The 14,691-nt window shown below is 61.2% G+C and carries 16 protein-coding genes; 9 read left to right on the top strand and 7 right to left on the bottom strand.

Annotated elements, in window-relative coordinates:
- Positions 1-5: 5 nt before the first annotated feature.
- Positions 6-1,142 carry a coiled-coil domain-containing protein gene (locus QTL56_RS08775; RefSeq protein ID WP_245136230.1) on the bottom strand — a complete coding sequence of 379 codons (1,137 nt, stop codon included), beginning with the start codon at positions 1,140-1,142 and terminating at the stop codon, positions 6-8.
- A 198-nt stretch (positions 1,143-1,340) separates the two neighbouring features.
- Positions 1,341-1,865 carry a DUF1134 domain-containing protein gene (locus QTL56_RS08770; RefSeq protein WP_370660356.1) on the bottom strand — a complete coding sequence of 175 codons (525 nt, stop codon included), beginning with the start codon at positions 1,863-1,865 and terminating at the stop codon, positions 1,341-1,343.
- Between the two features lie 252 nt (positions 1,866-2,117).
- Between QTL56_RS08770 and chpT the strand changes: the two genes are divergently transcribed.
- Positions 2,118-2,762, top strand: coding sequence for a histidine phosphotransferase ChpT (gene chpT / locus QTL56_RS08765; protein ID WP_229574436.1), 645 nt, complete (start codon positions 2,118-2,120; stop codon positions 2,760-2,762).
- Positions 2,763-2,874: 112 nt separating this feature from the next.
- A complete protein-coding gene (locus QTL56_RS08760) occupies positions 2,875-3,237 on the top strand; it encodes a response regulator (protein ID WP_229574435.1) in 363 nt (120 codons plus the stop codon).
- Positions 3,238-3,386: 149 nt separating this feature from the next.
- Here QTL56_RS08760 and ctrA read toward each other — a convergent pair whose 3' ends face one another.
- The gene (ctrA, locus tag QTL56_RS08755) at positions 3,387-4,088 is read right to left on the bottom strand and encodes a response regulator transcription factor CtrA (RefSeq protein ID WP_006725856.1); all 702 of its coding nucleotides are present in this window, start codon (positions 4,086-4,088) and stop codon (positions 3,387-3,389) included.
- A 435-nt stretch (positions 4,089-4,523) separates the two neighbouring features.
- On the opposite strand from ctrA, the gene QTL56_RS08750 reads away from it, so the two are divergent.
- Positions 4,524-4,874, top strand: coding sequence for a flagellar export protein FliJ (locus QTL56_RS08750; protein ID WP_102018277.1), 351 nt, complete (start codon positions 4,524-4,526; stop codon positions 4,872-4,874).
- Positions 4,875-4,972: 98 nt separating this feature from the next.
- Here QTL56_RS08750 and QTL56_RS08745 read toward each other — a convergent pair whose 3' ends face one another.
- Complete coding sequence (locus QTL56_RS08745; RefSeq protein WP_245136232.1) at positions 4,973-5,257, bottom strand: GNAT family N-acetyltransferase; 285 nt, start codon at positions 5,255-5,257, stop codon at positions 4,973-4,975.
- A gap of 106 nt (positions 5,258-5,363) precedes the next feature.
- Here QTL56_RS08745 and QTL56_RS08740 point away from each other — a divergent pair, with 106 nt between their 5' ends.
- On the top strand, positions 5,364-5,828 hold the full coding sequence (locus tag QTL56_RS08740; protein WP_245136234.1) for a paraquat-inducible protein A: 465 nt from the start codon (positions 5,364-5,366) through the stop codon (positions 5,826-5,828).
- Positions 5,829-5,915: 87 nt separating this feature from the next.
- Here the strand turns inward: QTL56_RS08740 and sciP are convergent, their stop codons facing one another.
- Complete coding sequence (sciP, locus tag QTL56_RS08735) at positions 5,916-6,191, bottom strand: CtrA inhibitor SciP (protein ID WP_006725852.1); 276 nt, start codon at positions 6,189-6,191, stop codon at positions 5,916-5,918.
- Positions 6,192-6,596: 405 nt separating this feature from the next.
- Here sciP and QTL56_RS08730 point away from each other — a divergent pair, with 405 nt between their 5' ends.
- Positions 6,597-7,337 (top strand): LuxR C-terminal-related transcriptional regulator, encoded by a 741-nt coding sequence (locus QTL56_RS08730; RefSeq protein WP_229574432.1) that lies wholly within the window; start codon positions 6,597-6,599, stop codon positions 7,335-7,337.
- Between the two features lie 74 nt (positions 7,338-7,411).
- Here the strand turns inward: QTL56_RS08730 and QTL56_RS08725 are convergent, their stop codons facing one another.
- The gene (locus QTL56_RS08725) at positions 7,412-8,437 is read right to left on the bottom strand and encodes a DUF2793 domain-containing protein (RefSeq protein ID WP_245136235.1); all 1,026 of its coding nucleotides are present in this window, start codon (positions 8,435-8,437) and stop codon (positions 7,412-7,414) included.
- A 124-nt stretch (positions 8,438-8,561) separates the two neighbouring features.
- Complete coding sequence (gene cysQ, locus QTL56_RS08720) at positions 8,562-9,389, bottom strand: 3'(2'),5'-bisphosphate nucleotidase CysQ (RefSeq protein WP_245136236.1); 828 nt, start codon at positions 9,387-9,389, stop codon at positions 8,562-8,564.
- Between the two features lie 195 nt (positions 9,390-9,584).
- On the opposite strand from cysQ, the gene QTL56_RS08715 reads away from it, so the two are divergent.
- The 4 genes from QTL56_RS08715 to QTL56_RS08700 are packed head-to-tail and all read left to right on the top strand — an operon-like array spanning position 9,585 to position 14,646.
- A complete protein-coding gene (locus tag QTL56_RS08715; protein ID WP_229574429.1) occupies positions 9,585-10,838 on the top strand; it encodes a sarcosine oxidase subunit beta family protein in 1,254 nt (417 codons plus the stop codon).
- Positions 10,839-10,848: 10 nt separating this feature from the next.
- Positions 10,849-11,130: a sarcosine oxidase subunit delta gene (locus QTL56_RS08710; RefSeq protein ID WP_245136237.1), complete on the top strand. Its 282-nt coding sequence runs from the start codon at positions 10,849-10,851 to the stop codon at positions 11,128-11,130.
- The gene (locus QTL56_RS08705) at positions 11,127-14,084 is read left to right on the top strand and encodes a sarcosine oxidase subunit alpha family protein (RefSeq protein WP_245136239.1); all 2,958 of its coding nucleotides are present in this window, start codon (positions 11,127-11,129) and stop codon (positions 14,082-14,084) included. Before QTL56_RS08710 ends, QTL56_RS08705 begins: the two co-directional genes overlap by 4 nt.
- A 10-nt stretch (positions 14,085-14,094) precedes the next feature.
- Positions 14,095-14,646 (top strand): sarcosine oxidase subunit gamma, encoded by a 552-nt coding sequence (locus QTL56_RS08700; RefSeq protein ID WP_245136241.1) that lies wholly within the window; start codon positions 14,095-14,097, stop codon positions 14,644-14,646.
- Positions 14,647-14,691 lie beyond the last annotated feature (45 nt).

The following is a 14,691-nucleotide window of genomic DNA, read 5'->3' as shown; positions in this document are numbered from 1 at the left end:
TCAGCCTATTCGGCGGGGCTCGCCATGCCGGTTCCGCGGCCAATCGACGGCTCGATCTTGAGCACCCGATCGACGAGGCTTTTCGGCTTCTCGAGCGCTTTGGGTTGCGCAGAGATGATGTCGGCTATGGCCGTCTGATCGGGTTCGCGTGCCGCCGTCAGCACAATCATCTTCGCGGCGATATCGCCCAACTCCTCGCGCAGGGCATCATCCTCGGTCGAGGCCTTTGCCATTAGTAGGCGTTCAGTCAGGGCCGTCTGACTGCGCCGGATGTCGTTTTCCAGGGCGATCGGATCCAGGGCGAGGTTGGAATTGGCAATCTCTTCGTCAACCATGGACAGATCCTTCGTCTCGGGCAAGGCGAGACCGGCTTCCCGGAGAACCCGCTGAGCATTGCGCAGCTGTGCCGTGGCGGCCTTGAGCTTGCCGCGAAGCTCCGTGAGTTCGCGCGTCCGGCGTTCGAGCAGCGAACCCGCATCGGCGCGGTCGGCCGCACCCCGCGCAAGGATGTCCTCCAGCCGCAGCACCTTGTGCTCTTCCTGGGTGAGGCGCAACTCGGCATCCTTTGCGCGTTTGCCGAGAAGCTTGCTCTCGCGGCGCAGTTCCTCGCGCTCGTCGCGCATATCCTGAATGCGTGTCTTCAGCGTGTCGATCTCGGTGTCCCGGCTCATCGCCTCGATGCGCATCGTGTCCATGTCGCTCATCAGGCGCGCGATCCTGTGGGCGCGAACCTCAAGCTCCATATCCTTGGCGGCGGCGGCGATTTCGACGCGCTTCAGCGTCTCGCGGATCGAGGTGATTTCAACATCGCCACGGCGGAGCCTCGAGCGCAGGTCGGCGGCTTCCGTGCTCATCTCCTCTATCTGGTTCTTGAGCTCCTTGCTGTCGGACACGAGACGCGCAGCTTCGCTGCTCAGGGCCTCGTTCTGCAGCTTGATGCCGATCGATTTTTCGCGCTCGCGGGTCAGTTCATGCTGGGTGCGGGCATTCTCGGCGGCGTAGACAGCGCGCACCAAGTCCTTCTGGGCGCGGATCTCCTGCGGGCTGAGCGGCATGGTCGCCTTCAACCGGTTCTCCGTATAGACCACAACTCGCTGATGCACCGCCGGGGCGACAAGCATCACCAGCAGCGCCGCCGCCATAAATCCCAGTCCAAAAATCAGGGCGTATTCAATCACGGTCTGGCCACTGCACTCGGTAAGAATTAGCAGATAGTTAAGCATGCAGACGGCGGCCGGGCAAGCAGAAGGGCTCGCAGGGCCGCGTCCATCAACGAATATGGCTAACGTCAGACCAGAATGAGCTTGCGTGAGCCTGAGGGTGCTGCGCTCCCCGAAACGTCAGAAGGGGTTCCAGGTCGGGGAGCGGGTCAGCTTGAGGTAGCCGACATTAACGCCCAGCCGTGCGCCAATGCCCGTGCGGATCGGCACGAGGATCACATCGCGGCTCTTCAGTACCGTCATGCCGACGCCGGCAACGATATAGGCAGAACCACTGACGCCGCCATAGCGCGCATAGAGCGTGTCGACATCCGGCAGATCGTAGACCAGCATCATGGCCCGTGTGCCGTTGCCGCCATAGTCTATGCCGAGTGACGGGCCCTGCCAGAAGACGTCATGCTGCCCGACATTCTTGGTGTAGAGCATGCCTTCGCCATAGGTGAGGCCGGCGATCAGGGCGCCCGAGCCTTCCTGTCCGAGGATATAGCCGTTGGGCAGGCCATGTTGCTGGAAGGCCTGCTCGATCACCTTGGCCAGCGCGCCGCTCGTTTCGCCGAAGAAGCCATGGCCGGCATCGACCACTTCCTGAATTGTGTATTCGCCGGCGGCTTCGGCCGGGCGCTGTGTCATGACGACACTGAGCATCGCCAAAACGGCCAGGGCCATGGCCTTGAGAGACGGCATGGAGCGGTGGGACAGGTGATGCATGGTGCCTCCTGAATGCGAAGCCGACGGATTCGGCGTCTTCCTTGGGGGTAATTAAACCTAGCGAGCATCGTCTTAATAATCGGTTTACCAAATATGGTGTCATTATGACCGAACGGCATCCGACCAAGTCGCGCCTGCGGACCTGGGTCCGTTTGTTGCGCTGAGGGTCCACATCTTCTGGAGACGATCATGGCGAAGAATCCCAACCTCACGCTCGCAGGTCCCGACCTCGCGGCGCTGCTGTGCAGCCGCGTCTGCCACGACGTCATCTCGCCGGTCGGTGCGATCAACAACGGCCTGGAACTGCTCGACGAGGGCGGCGCCGATGCCGATGCCATGGATCTCATCCGCACCAGCGCCTTGAATGCTTCGGTCCGGCTGAAGTTTGCCCGGCTCGCCTTCGGCGCCTCCGGATCGGTCGGCGCCTCGATCGACACGGGTGAGGCCGAGAAGGCCGCCAAGGATTTCGCCATTGCCGAGAAGAAGACGGAGGTCACCTGGAGCGGACCGCGTGCAATCATCGCGAAGAACCGGGTGAAGCTGCTGCTCAACCTCTTCCTGGTCGCCTACGGCGCCATTCCGCGCGGCGGCTCGCTCGACATTTCGCTGGAAAATCCAGAGACCGACGCGAAGTTCAAGATCGTCGCCAAGGGACGCATGCTGCGGGTGCCGCCGAAGTATCAGGAGATCCTCTCCGGTAACCTCGAAGAGGCCGTCGACGCCCATACGATCCAGCCCTATTACACCATTCTTCTTGCCGACGAATGCGGCATGGAGCTGAAATGCCTGCCCAGCGAAGGCGAGATCGCCTTCACAGCGGAAGTCATGTCCTGAGCCGTCCCGATTCGGGACGGTGAGGCGATGCAACCGGTAACCTTTCCTTAGGCGAGGCTCCGTATGCTGGCCAATACAATGATATCCCCATTCGAGGGGAGGGGAGTTGACCATGAAGCGCTTGATGATCGCAGACGGTTCCGACATCGTTCGCAAGGTCGGCAAGAGGATCCTGTCGGAGCTTGGCTATCAGGTTTCGGAGGCTGCTTCCGGGCGTGAAGGCCTCACGCGCTGCGAGCGGGAACTTCCCGACGTCATGATCGTCGATGCGGGCATGGCTGACGCTCTCGATCTGATCTCCAACGTCCGTGCCCTTCCCGATGGCAAGGCCGTCAAGATCTACTATTGCGTTGTCGAAGCCGAGCTGAAGGTGATGATGGCTGGCAAGAGAGCCGGTGCAAGCGACTTCCTGCTCAAGCCCTTTGACCGCGAAATCCTGACCAAGACTTTCGGCGACAAGGCAATCGCTGCCTGATCGCAATAGAACTGAGAGAAATTCCGGAAGGCGGTGCCATGAGCGCCGCCTTTTTCATGTTCATGGCTCAGGCAGTTGACGGCGGTATGCTCAAAGACAAAAGGCCCGCGTCAGGGACGCGGGCCTTTTGTAAGGAGATCAGAAAAGGCTCAAGCCGTTTCCTGGTATTCCGCGCCATCCGGCTCGCGCAGCACGTAGCCGCGGCCCCAGACAGTCTCGATGTAGTTTGCGCCACCGGCCGCATTTGCGAGCTTCTTGCGCAGCTTGCAGATGAAGACGTCGATGATCTTCAGTTCCGGCTCGTCCATGCCGCCATAAAGGTGGTTCAGGAACATTTCCTTCGTCAGTGTCGTACCCTTGCGGAGCGAAAGAAGCTCCAGCATCTGGTATTCCTTGCCCGTCAGGTGGACGCGCTGGCCACCGACTTCGACAGTCTTGGCATCCAGGTTCACGATCAGCTCACCGGTGATGATGATCGACTGGGCATGACCCTTGGAGCGGCGGACGATCGCATGGATGCGGGCAACGAGTTCGTCCTTGTGGAACGGCTTCGTCATGTAGTCGTCGGCGCCAAAGCCGAGGCCCCGGACCTTGTCTTCAATGCCTGCCATGCCGGACAGGATCAGGATCGGCGTCTTCACCTTCGACAGGCGAAGGGTACGCAGTACCTCATAGCCGGACATGTCGGGCAGGTTCAGGTCGAGCAGAATGATATCGTAGTCGTAGAGCTTACCGAGGTCGACACCTTCTTCGCCGAGATCGGTTGTGTAGACGTTGAAGCTCTCGGACTTAAGCATCAGTTCGATGCTCTGCGCCGTCGCGCTATCGTCTTCAATGAGTAGAACCCGCATATTTATCCCCTTTACCGCCGCCGAAAGGTCAAGATGGCCCCCTACGCGATACGGATCCAGTCGTTGCCTGATTTGAAGGCTGCCACCAATTGGTTAACAAATTCTGATTCCCTCTGGCAAGGTGTATCGAATTTATTAAGCAAAGATTTTAGCCTCCTGATTCTTCATGTGTTTTCGGTCATCGCCACACTTGAATCTGCGCCTTAGGGAAACCCCGTAACCGATTCATTTGACTCATCATTGTCACGAGCTTTTTTCGGGCTCTGGCATTTACTGACCCTTAAGTGATCGGGCTTATCATTAACGATGCCCGTAAACGAAAGGTTACCAAAGGTAGCTTTTTGTTAACGCCGAAGACTTTTTTTGGACGAATCGGTGGCGGGCGTGTTGAGTAGCAAGTGTGGCGGGGGGTCTCGCATCACGGGAGTATTGCGTATGAAGTCGCGTGAGAGCCTGGTACGCCTGAAAGGATTTCAGGTTACCGAAAAGCGTCGGCAATTGCAGCAGTTGCAGTCGATGATGTCAGAGTTCGAACGGATGGCGAAGGAGCTCGAAGCTCAGATCGGCATCGAAGAGAAGAAGTCGGGCATCTCTGATCCCAATCATTTCGCCTACCCCACCTTCGCCAAGGCAGCTCGCCAGCGCGCGGACAATCTCCAGGTCTCGATCCGGGAACTGAAGGTCCAGCAGGAAGCAGCAGAACTGGCGTTGGAAGAGGCAGAAGCGGAGTACCAGAAGGCGGCGGCTCTCGAAGAGCGCGATGGCCAGATGCGTGTCCGGGCCTGAGCTGAAACGGTTCAGACTGGTTGTGATTTCCATAAGAAAGGCGGTCGCGGGTTACCCTGCGTCCGCCTTCGTTCGTCTATGGGGCTACTGACCGTGTATTATTGGCGCACGTCGTTCCAATCGGGGTGACGATCCATCTGCGCCTTCATGAAGGGGCAGAGCGGGATAATCTTCCAGCCGCCCTTGCGGGCCGCCTCGACGGCAAATTCCGCGAGTGCCAGCCCGGCACCCTGGCCGCGCATCGCGCCGGGGACCTCGGTGTGATCGATGATGATCAGTGTCGCCGAGGCACGGGAAAAGGTCATGATGGCCGGATCCTCAATGCCATCGATTCGTCCGACATAGCGGCCGCCGGAGCCTGCTTCTTCGCTGTTGATCTGCATATCAGCCTCTTGTTGCCGGATTTGATCGCTTCTGATTAACATCCGCCCGCGCCGGCCGGCAACGCGTCTGCGGGTGACGCTGTGTTCGACGGAGAAGGGGAACGGCTTGCTTATCTGGTTGAAGGCGTTTCTTCTCATCGGGGCTTCGATTTCATTCGCCCTCGGCATCACCCTGCCGCTGATGCGGTTCGAAAGTTTCTACGTTTTCTCGACGGATGCTTCACTGATCGAGGTGGTCGTTTCGCTGTGGGACGGAGGTGATGGTGCGCTTGCGGTCCTGGTGGCGCTGGTTTCCGTCGTCTTTCCGCTCGTCAAGATCCTTCTCGTCGCCGCCGAGGAGATCGCCGGCAGCCAGCCGGCCCGGCCTGACGCGCTGGCGCGGCTTCTGCCGGCTCTGTCGAAGTGGTCGATGATGGACGTTCTTCTGGTGGCGATCGTCATCTTCGCGACAAAAACCAGTGGTCTGGCGGAGGCTTTTACGCAGCCGGGCCTGTGGTTCTATGCCGGCTCCAGCCTCGCCGTCGCGGCTTTGAGTGCCCTTGGACGTCGCGGAGGCATCCAGAAAACATGAAACCGGCAGGCGGGGTGCGCCGTGCCGGTTCAGGATGGGGTCTGGAAAAATTGGCTTGTCGTGCCGGGCCAGCCGGCACCTAATTGATCAATGGCGATACTGCTGAATACGGGTGGTGCGCAGGCCGGGAAGGCCGTGATCATTGATCGAAGACTGCCAGGAGAGGAATTCCTCGACCGTCAGGGTATAGCGCTCGCACGCTTCTTCCAGGCTCAACAGGCCACCACGCACAGCCGCGACAACCTCGGCCTTACGGCGGATCACCCAGCGGCGCGTGTTGGCCGGTGGAAGATCGGCAATCGTCAGGGGGCTGCCATCGGGGCCGATGACATATTTCACTCGTGGGCGGATCATTTCGGTCATTGGACTCTCTATACATACTCAAGACCACACACCCTCATCCTAGGACCGATGCTTTAAAATTTGCCTAAGCGCATTGTAAGCATTTGATAATAATTTCCCTGACCATGCCCCTGACGGGGTTCGCCCGAATTGCGACAACTTGATTAAACTTGCGGCAATTGCATAGGAGTTATGCGTGAAGGGTGACTGGTCCGCTTGCGGCATCTGTGGCATTGGTGTCTCTTCAATGCCAAGGGCGCGGATCGACCTGTCGGTCCAGCGTAAATCTGTCATGCATGGCGGTCCACATATGGACCGCAAGACCGGCGACAGGCCCAGCCGATACCCGTTCCTTCGTGGAACGAAGCAATGTCCATAAACATTCATATCCCGATCGGACGATGCGTCCGGTCGAAAAGGAGTTCTATGTTCAGGCCAACCGATGTGACGCGCAGTCACAGTTTTGGTGACGGTGACGCCGTTTTTCAGAGCGAAGCGCTCTCCACGGGTACGTGGGGACGCGAACTCTTCGCGCTCGGCCGTCAGCACGGTTTCCGACACTGCATGCTCGCACGCTTTCCCAAGGCGGACAGCCCGGAGTTTTCTGCAAACCTGATCGTCTGCACCTGGCCGGACGAACTGCGACTCGCCTATGAGGCGGCGGAGGTCTATGCCCGAAGCCAGCTTGTTGCACGGATCAAGAATTCGCTCCTGCCAATCTATACCGAGGACAATCTTTTCCTTGGGACCGCTGGCTCGGAGGCGCGCCAGCCTGTTGCGCCGCATTTCCAGCCATTCGACCTTGGTGGCTCGCTGGCCTACGGCCTGTATGACCGGAACCAGACCCAGTATGTTCTGGTCTTTTCCGGACGGGAGACCGCGCCGGACCGCAAGGAAATCGCGGAACTTCTGCTGAGCGTGATGGAGTTGCTCGATGCCGGCGTCGAGGCACTTGTTCCAAGGCTCGGGCCGAAGGAGAAGCTGTCCGCCCGCGAGGTCGAATGCCTGCGCTGGTCGGCGGCGGGCAAGAGCAGCGACGAAATCGCCATCATTCTCGACATTTCCAGCCATACGGTCGTCAGCTACCTGAAGAGTGCGATGCGCAAGCTTGAGGCGGTCAACCGCATGCAGGCGGTTGCGCGCGCCTGTCGATATCGCCTGCTCTGAGGGCGGACAGATTCCGCATTATATACAAAGGCGCCGCCATCTCAGCGGCGCCTTTGTCGTTCCGGCGTCTGCTTTCACAGCAAGGCCAGACTGATCTCCGTCTTGCCATAACCGAACTCATACTGGGTCGTGCCCTCGTGGCGCAGTGCCACAGTGTCGGTGACATCGAGCCAGACCAGTGCCATCGTGCTGGATGTTCCTGCGCCGCCAACGTGGCTCAAAATATCGGCAGAGCCGTTGCGGCTGACATGCAGCTTATGGCTTCCGATGCTGATCGCAGCGACCGTGAGCGAGAGCAGGTAATAGCCTGACGCGGGAACGACGAGGGGATGTCCGTTGCCCGACGGCAGGGGAGAGCCGAGGGCGATATCGCCGCCCGAGAGGTGCAGGATATCGAAGCCGGTGAAGCTGCCGGCTGCCGGCGTGAGTGTTGCTGGCGCAAGTGAGGCGCGCACAAGCGGCCGCTGGTCGTGGCGGACATAACCTTCCGGCGTGATGCTCACCGCCTGGCGCCAGCCTGTCACGTCGCCATTGACCTTGAGGGAGAATCGGTCTTCGCCCGCAAGTCCCATCTCGGCCCGCCCCTGCCAATTGGACTGGAAGATCAGGCTTGCCGTTTCCGCAATGCCTGATTTGTTGACTGTCAGGCGGTGGCTGCCGCCGGCGTGACTGAACAGGCTCGCGGGTGAGCACAGGGAGAGCCTGTTGTAGCTGTCTGGCGTGGCCGCGATGCCCAGCCGCTCGAACTGGGTTTCCGTCGGCAGCGGCTGCTCGATCCATTCGGCTCCGTTGAAGATCTTCAGCCTTGCATCGTCGAGGAAGAAGGCGGTCCAGCCCTGTCGTGGAGGGATGAAGACCCAGACACCGTCCTGAAAGAGCGCAAGGCTTTCTGCTCTGCCGGTCCAGGGGCCGGTCTCCGGGGCCGTGACCCAATGGATCTGCCCTTCGGCGGGGTCGGCCGGAGGGCTCTCAGCACTTGTCGCAACAACCAGCTGCACCAAGGCATCGAGCCGCTGGAGTGCCTCATTGTGTGTCACGTGCTTCTGCGCCTGGGCGGGCAGGATGAAGGGCAAGTCGAGATTGGCTGTGGCGTCGGTCATGGTCTCTCCTTCACGGTTGGGCTGCGAGACGCAGCGCGATGGAAGGAGAAAGTCTGAGGCATGTCGGGAGGCGGGGGATGAAAACCACGTCTCCCCGTTGATTTTCCTTGCCTTTATCTCGAAGTCATCCCCGCTCCTGCGGATGCCCGGTTGCTATGAAGGCCGGATTCTCGAAGGCGCGGAGGCCAGGCAATCGTTTGCCATAGGTGAGCGGTGCCCCGTCTTCGGTCGACACCATGCCGCCCGCCGCCCGCAGCACGGCGTCGCCGGCAGCCGTATCCCATTCCATCGTGGGTCCGAAGCGGGGATAGATATCGGCGGCTCCTTCGGCGACGAGGCAGAATTTCAGCGAGGATCCGACCGCCTTGCGCTCCAGGATCTCCGCTTTCTTGATATAGGCGTCGGTGGCATCGCAATTGTGGGACCGGGAAACCAGTGCGGAGGGCCTGGTATGTTGCGAGCGCACGGCGATCTCGTGGCGCATCGTGACGCGGCCTTCGGCATCGATTGCAAGTTTCTCGGCCTTGCCCGTGCCGCCCAGATAAAGCGTGCCGAGGGCAGGGGCATGGACGACGCCCAAGACGGGCGCACCATATTCGATCAGCGCGATGTTGACGGTGAAATCGTCGTGGCCGCCGATGAATTCGCGGGTGCCGTCGAGTGGGTCGACCAGAATGAAGCGACCGGCGGAAATGTCGGGGATGCGGCCGGCTGCGACTTCTTCCTCCGCGACGACCGGTATGCCGGGCAGATGGCGTGAGAGCGCGTCCAGAATCAGGCGTTCGGCTTTCTCGTCGGCCTCCGTCACAGGCGACCTGTCGCCCTTCAGGCGGACCTCGGCGCCCGCCCTGTAAACGTCGAGGATGAGGTGGCCTGCGGCGATCGCGCTGTCTTCGAAGAGTTTCAGAATGTCTGTCTTGTCATGCACCTGCATCGGGCTCCCGAGCGTCATGTCTCCGGTTTACCGCTGTGGCATGCACTTTGGAAGTGCGCGTTGTCGTAGCAAGCCAAACTCGTCTGATGTTTCTGTGCTGCACTGCGACGAAACCTGTGGCGCATGTCTCAAACAGCATGGTTTTTGTCCTGATCGCGCTTGCTCTTTATGATGCCTATGCGAATGTGACGCGACATTTGCAGAGGTTGTTCGATGCGTTATTCCGCCCTTTCGATCTTCCGCCAGGCGCTTTCCGGCAACCGGAACTGGGCGCCGATGTGGCGTGAGCCGCAGCCCAAGCCGCATTACGACGTTGTTATCGTCGGTGGTGGCGGGCATGGTCTGGCGACCGCCTACTACCTTGCCAAGGAATTCGGCATTACCAATGTCGCCGTGATCGAGAAGGGCTATCTCGGCGGCGGCAATGTCGGGCGAAACACCACGATCATCCGCTCGAATTACATGCTGGAGGGCAACGAGCCCTTCTACGAGCTGTCGATGAAGCTGTGGGAAGGGCTGGAGCAGGACTTCAACTACAATGCCATGGTTTCGCAGCGTGGTATCGTCAATCTCTTCCACACGGACGGGCAGCGCGACGCCTATGCGCGGCGCGGCAATGCGATGATGATGCATGGGGTCGCCGCCGAATTGCTCGACCGCGAGCAGGTGCGCTCGATGATGCCCTATCTCAACTTCGACCATGCGCGTTTCCCCATCCTCGGTGGCCTCCTGCAAAAGCGCGGCGGCACGGCGCGCCATGATGCCGTTGCCTGGGGCTATGGGCGCGGGGCGGACGAGCGTGGTGTCGATCTGATCCAGCATTGCGAAGTGACCGGCATCCGACGCGATGAACTCGGGCAAGTGACCGGCGTCGAGACGACAAAGGGCTTCATCGGCTGCAACAAGCTGGCAATGGCGACCGCCGGCCACACCTCCGTCACCGGCAAGATGGCGGGCCTCGATCTCCCGATCGAAACTCATGTGCTGCAGGCCTTCGTGTCGGAAGGCATCAAGCCCGTCATCGACAATGTCATCACCTATGGCGCAGGACACTTCTATATCTCGCAGTCCGACAAGGGCGGCTTGGTCTTCGGCGCCGATATCGATTACTATTCCTCCTATGCCCAGCGCGGCAATCTCGCGACCGTCGAGCATACGATCGAGGAGGGCGTGTCGTTGATCCCCGGCCTGTCGCGGGTTCGCGTGCTGCGGGCCTGGGGTGGCGCCATGGACATGTCGATGGATGGCTCGCCGATCATCGATCGCACGCCGATCGACAATCTCTACCTGAATTGCGGCTGGTGCTACGGGGGGTTCAAGGCGACGCCGGCGTCGGGCTTCTGCTTTGCGCATCTGATCGCCAAGAACGAGGCCCATCCCGTGGCCCGCCTCTTGCGCCTTGATCGCTTCGAACGCGGCTTTGCCGTCGACGAAGGCGGCAAGGGTCCACAACCGAACCTGCATTGAGACAATCGCCATGGCAAGCCTGATCACCTGTCCGCATTGCGGCGTCCGTCCCAAGGAAGAGTTCAGCATTCGTGGCGATGCGAGCCCGGTCCGTCCGGCGCCCGGTGCGCCTGACAATGCCTGGAACGCTTACGTCTTCCTCCGCGATAATCCGAAGGGCCGGATCATGGAGCACTGGCACCACTCGGCCGGCTGCCGCCGCTGGCTGGTGGTCGAGCGGGGCAATGCCGCGAGCCACGAGGTCTATAGTGTCACCGACGCGAGCGGATACGCCAGGGAGGCCGCGCGATGACCGGATATCGCCTCTCATCCGGCGGGCTCGTCAACCGCGCCCGCACCCTCTCTTTCTCGTTCGATGGCCAGACTTACACGGGCTATGAAGGCGATACGCTGGCCTCTGCCTTGATCGCCAATGACCAGATGCTGGTCGGGCGGTCGTTCAAGTATCACCGCCCGCGCGGTATCGTGACGGCGGGTTCGGCGGAACCGAATGCGCTCGTCACGATCGGCAAGGACGGTCGCACGGAGCCCAATACGCGGGCCACTGTCGCCGAGCTCTATCAGGGGCTCGAGGCCCACAGCCAGAACCGCTGGCCGTCCCTGAAATACGATATCGGCTCGGTCAACAGCCTGCTGTCGCCATTTCTCTCGGCCGGCTTCTACTACAAGACCTTCATGTGGCCGAAAGCCTTCTGGGAGAAGCTCTACGAGCCGATCATCCGCAAGGCGGCCGGCCTCGGCAAGACGCCGTTCCTGCCGGATCCCGATCGCTACGAAAAGGCCTGGGCGCATTGCGACCTGCTGGTAATCGGGGCAGGCCCCGCCGGTCTGATGGCGGCGCGGGCTGCGGCCCGGGCTGGTCTTCGGGTCATCCTGGCGGATGAAGGTTTCGTGCTGGGTGGTTCGCTGCTGTCAGAGCGCGTCACTGTCGGCGGCGTGCCGGCCGCAGACTATGCAGCCTCCGTCGTCGCGGAAATGAAGAGCCTTTCCAATGTCACGTTGATGCCGCGCACCACCGTGTTCGGCTGGTATGACGACAATGTCTTCGGTGCCGTCGAAAAGGTGCAGAAGCATGTTGCGCAGCCAACCAGCGAGCTTCCGGTCGAGCGTGTCTGGCGCATCGTCGCCAAGCGGGCGATCCTGGCTTCCGGTGCGGAAGAGCGGCCGCTGGTCTTCGGCGGTAATGACAGACCGGGTGTGATGACGTCGGGTGCCGTCAGCACCTATCTTAATCGCTATGGCGTGGCCGCCGGCCAGAATGTCGCCATCTTCACCAATGGCGGTGCGGGCTATCGCACGGCCGCCGATCTGGTCTCCGCCGGTGTTGGCGTTGCTGCTATCATCGACGGGCGTGCCCAGTCTTCGGATGTTGCGCCCGCTGGCGTGCGGATCATCACCGGTGGGGCCGTCGTCGACACCAAGGGTTATCACCGGATCAAGGGCCTGCTCGTCGAGCGCATGGGCCATCAGGAAGACATTGCCTGCGATGCGCTGGCCATGAGCGGCGGCTACAGCCCGATCGTCCATCTCGCCTGCCAGCGCGGCGCCAAGCCTGTCTGGTCCGACGAACATCAGGCTTTTCTTGCGCCCGATGTCGGCCAGGGGCTGCGAATTGCCGGCGCCGCTGCCGGGCTTGCTTCGCTTGCCGCTGTGCTGCGCGACGGAGCGGAGAAGGCGCATGAGGCGGTTGGTGATCTCGGTCGCCTTGTCGGTACGGTCGACGTGCCTGAAGTCGAGGGCGAATACGACGCTGCCTTCGCGCCGCTCTGGTATGTGCCCGGGGCCAGGGCAAAAGCCTTTGTCGATTTCCAGAACGATGTGCATGTGAAGGACCTGGGCCTTGCCCAGAGCGAGGCCATGGGCCATGTCGAGCACACCAAGCGCTACACGACCGGCGGCATGGCGACCGACCAGGGCAAGCTCGGTAATGTCGCGACTATCGGCATCATGGCTGGCATGCGCGGTGTTTCACCGGCCGAGATTGGCACCACGACCTTCCGTCCCTTCTATACGCCCGTCTCCTTCGGGGCGATGGCGGGTACCTCGCGCGGAGAACACTCGCGGCCCGTGCGCACCTCGCCGCTGCATGGCTGGGCGAAGCGCAACGGTGCGGTCTTCGTCGAATCCGGCCTCTGGTACCGCTCCTCCTGGTTCCCGCGTGATGGCGAAAAGACCTGGCGCGAGGCGGTCGACCGGGAAGTGCTGAATGTCAGGGCCAACGCCGGGATCTGCGATGTCTCGACGCTCGGCAAGATCGAGATCTTCGGCAAGGACGCGGCTGAATTCCTCAATCGCATCTATTCCAACGCCGTCCTCAAGCTTCCCGTCGGCAAGGCGCGTTACGGGCTGATGCTGCGCGAAGACGGCATGATCTACGACGACGGCACGACGAGCCGGCTGTCGGACGAGCATTTTTTCATGACCACAACGACGGCCTATGCCGGCGAGGTGATGACGCATCTGGAATTCTGCTCACAGGTTCTCTGGCCGGATCTCGACGTTCGCTTCGTCTCCTCCAGCGATCAGTGGGCGCAGATGTCGGTTGCGGGTCCCAAGGCGCGGATCATCCTCGAACAGATTATCGAAGACGATATCTCCGACGAGGCCTTCCCCTTCCTCTCGGCCCGCGAAGTGCTGCTCAAGGGGGGCTTGAAGGCGCGGCTGTTCCGCATTTCCTTCTCGGGCGAACTGGCCTTTGAAGTGGCGGTGCCGGCCAATACCGGCGAAGCCGTCGCCGATGCGATCATGGCGGCCGGCAAGGCCCATGGCATCTGCGCCTATGGTGTCGAGGCGCTCAACGTGTTGCGAATCGAAAAGGGTTTCATCACGCACAGCGAAATCGACGGCCGCACGACGCCTGACGATGTTGGCCTGGGAAAAATGCTCTCGACGCAAAAGCCCGACTTCATCGGCAAACGCCTGTCGAGCCGCTTTGGCCTCACCGCCGCCGACCGTCCGCAACTCGTCGGGTTGAAGCCTGTCGACCACGACAAGGAGTTCAAGGCGGGTGCGCATCTGCTGAAAGAGAACGTCAAGCCGTCGACGCTCAATGACCAGGGTTGGGTCTCCTCCGTCTGCCATTCGCCGACACTCGGGCATATGATCGGTCTCGCCTTCCTCAAATCCGGCCGCGAGCGACTGGGCGAGAAGATTGTCGTCTGGGACGGCCTGCGGGGCGGGGAGGTGCTGGCCGAGGTCGTCAGCCCGGTCTTCTACGACCCCGACAACAAGAAACTGAACCTGTGAGGATCCGACCATGCCGGTGACCTTTACCGCCCGTCACGTGCTCGAGGACCACATTTCCGGTTTCGAAGCGACGCCCAATCCGCATCATCTCGCGATCCTGCGTTCGCCGGTCGTCTTCTCGGTGCTGGCCCATGCCGGCCACGAAAGCGATGTCGAGGAGGCGCTGGACAATCTTGAGGACGTGCATGTCCGCGTCTGCGGCCCCGGCGAATGGCTTGTCGTCAGTGAGACCGTTCCGGCCGACACGATTGCCCGCCAGCTCGCAGATCTCGGCGCTGCCGGTGCCTCCTTCGTCGACCAGAGCGACGGCCGCGTGGTGCTGCGCATCCAGGGCCCGAAGGTCCGGGCGATCCTTGCCAAATGCATGGCACTCGACCTGCATTCCGACCTCTTCGAAATCGGCCAGTCGAGCAATTGCCAGATCTGCCATGTCGCCGCCAACCTTGCCCGCACGGGCCACGATGCGTTCGAAATCACTGTCATGCGCAGTTTTGCCGGCTTCCTGTTCGACGAGATCTGCGAGATGGGCCGCGAGTTTGCGCTGACGGCGGGGTTTGCGTGAGCGCCTGACCGTGTATTCTTCGCAGTGAATTGCGGGGACCGTTTC

The organism is Peteryoungia algae (assembly GCF_030369675.1).
GTDB classification, from domain to species: domain Bacteria; phylum Pseudomonadota; class Alphaproteobacteria; order Rhizobiales; family Rhizobiaceae; genus Allorhizobium; species Allorhizobium algae.
Note: the sequence above shows the minus strand (reverse complement) of the source record. Positions and strands in the feature narration are given on the sequence as shown.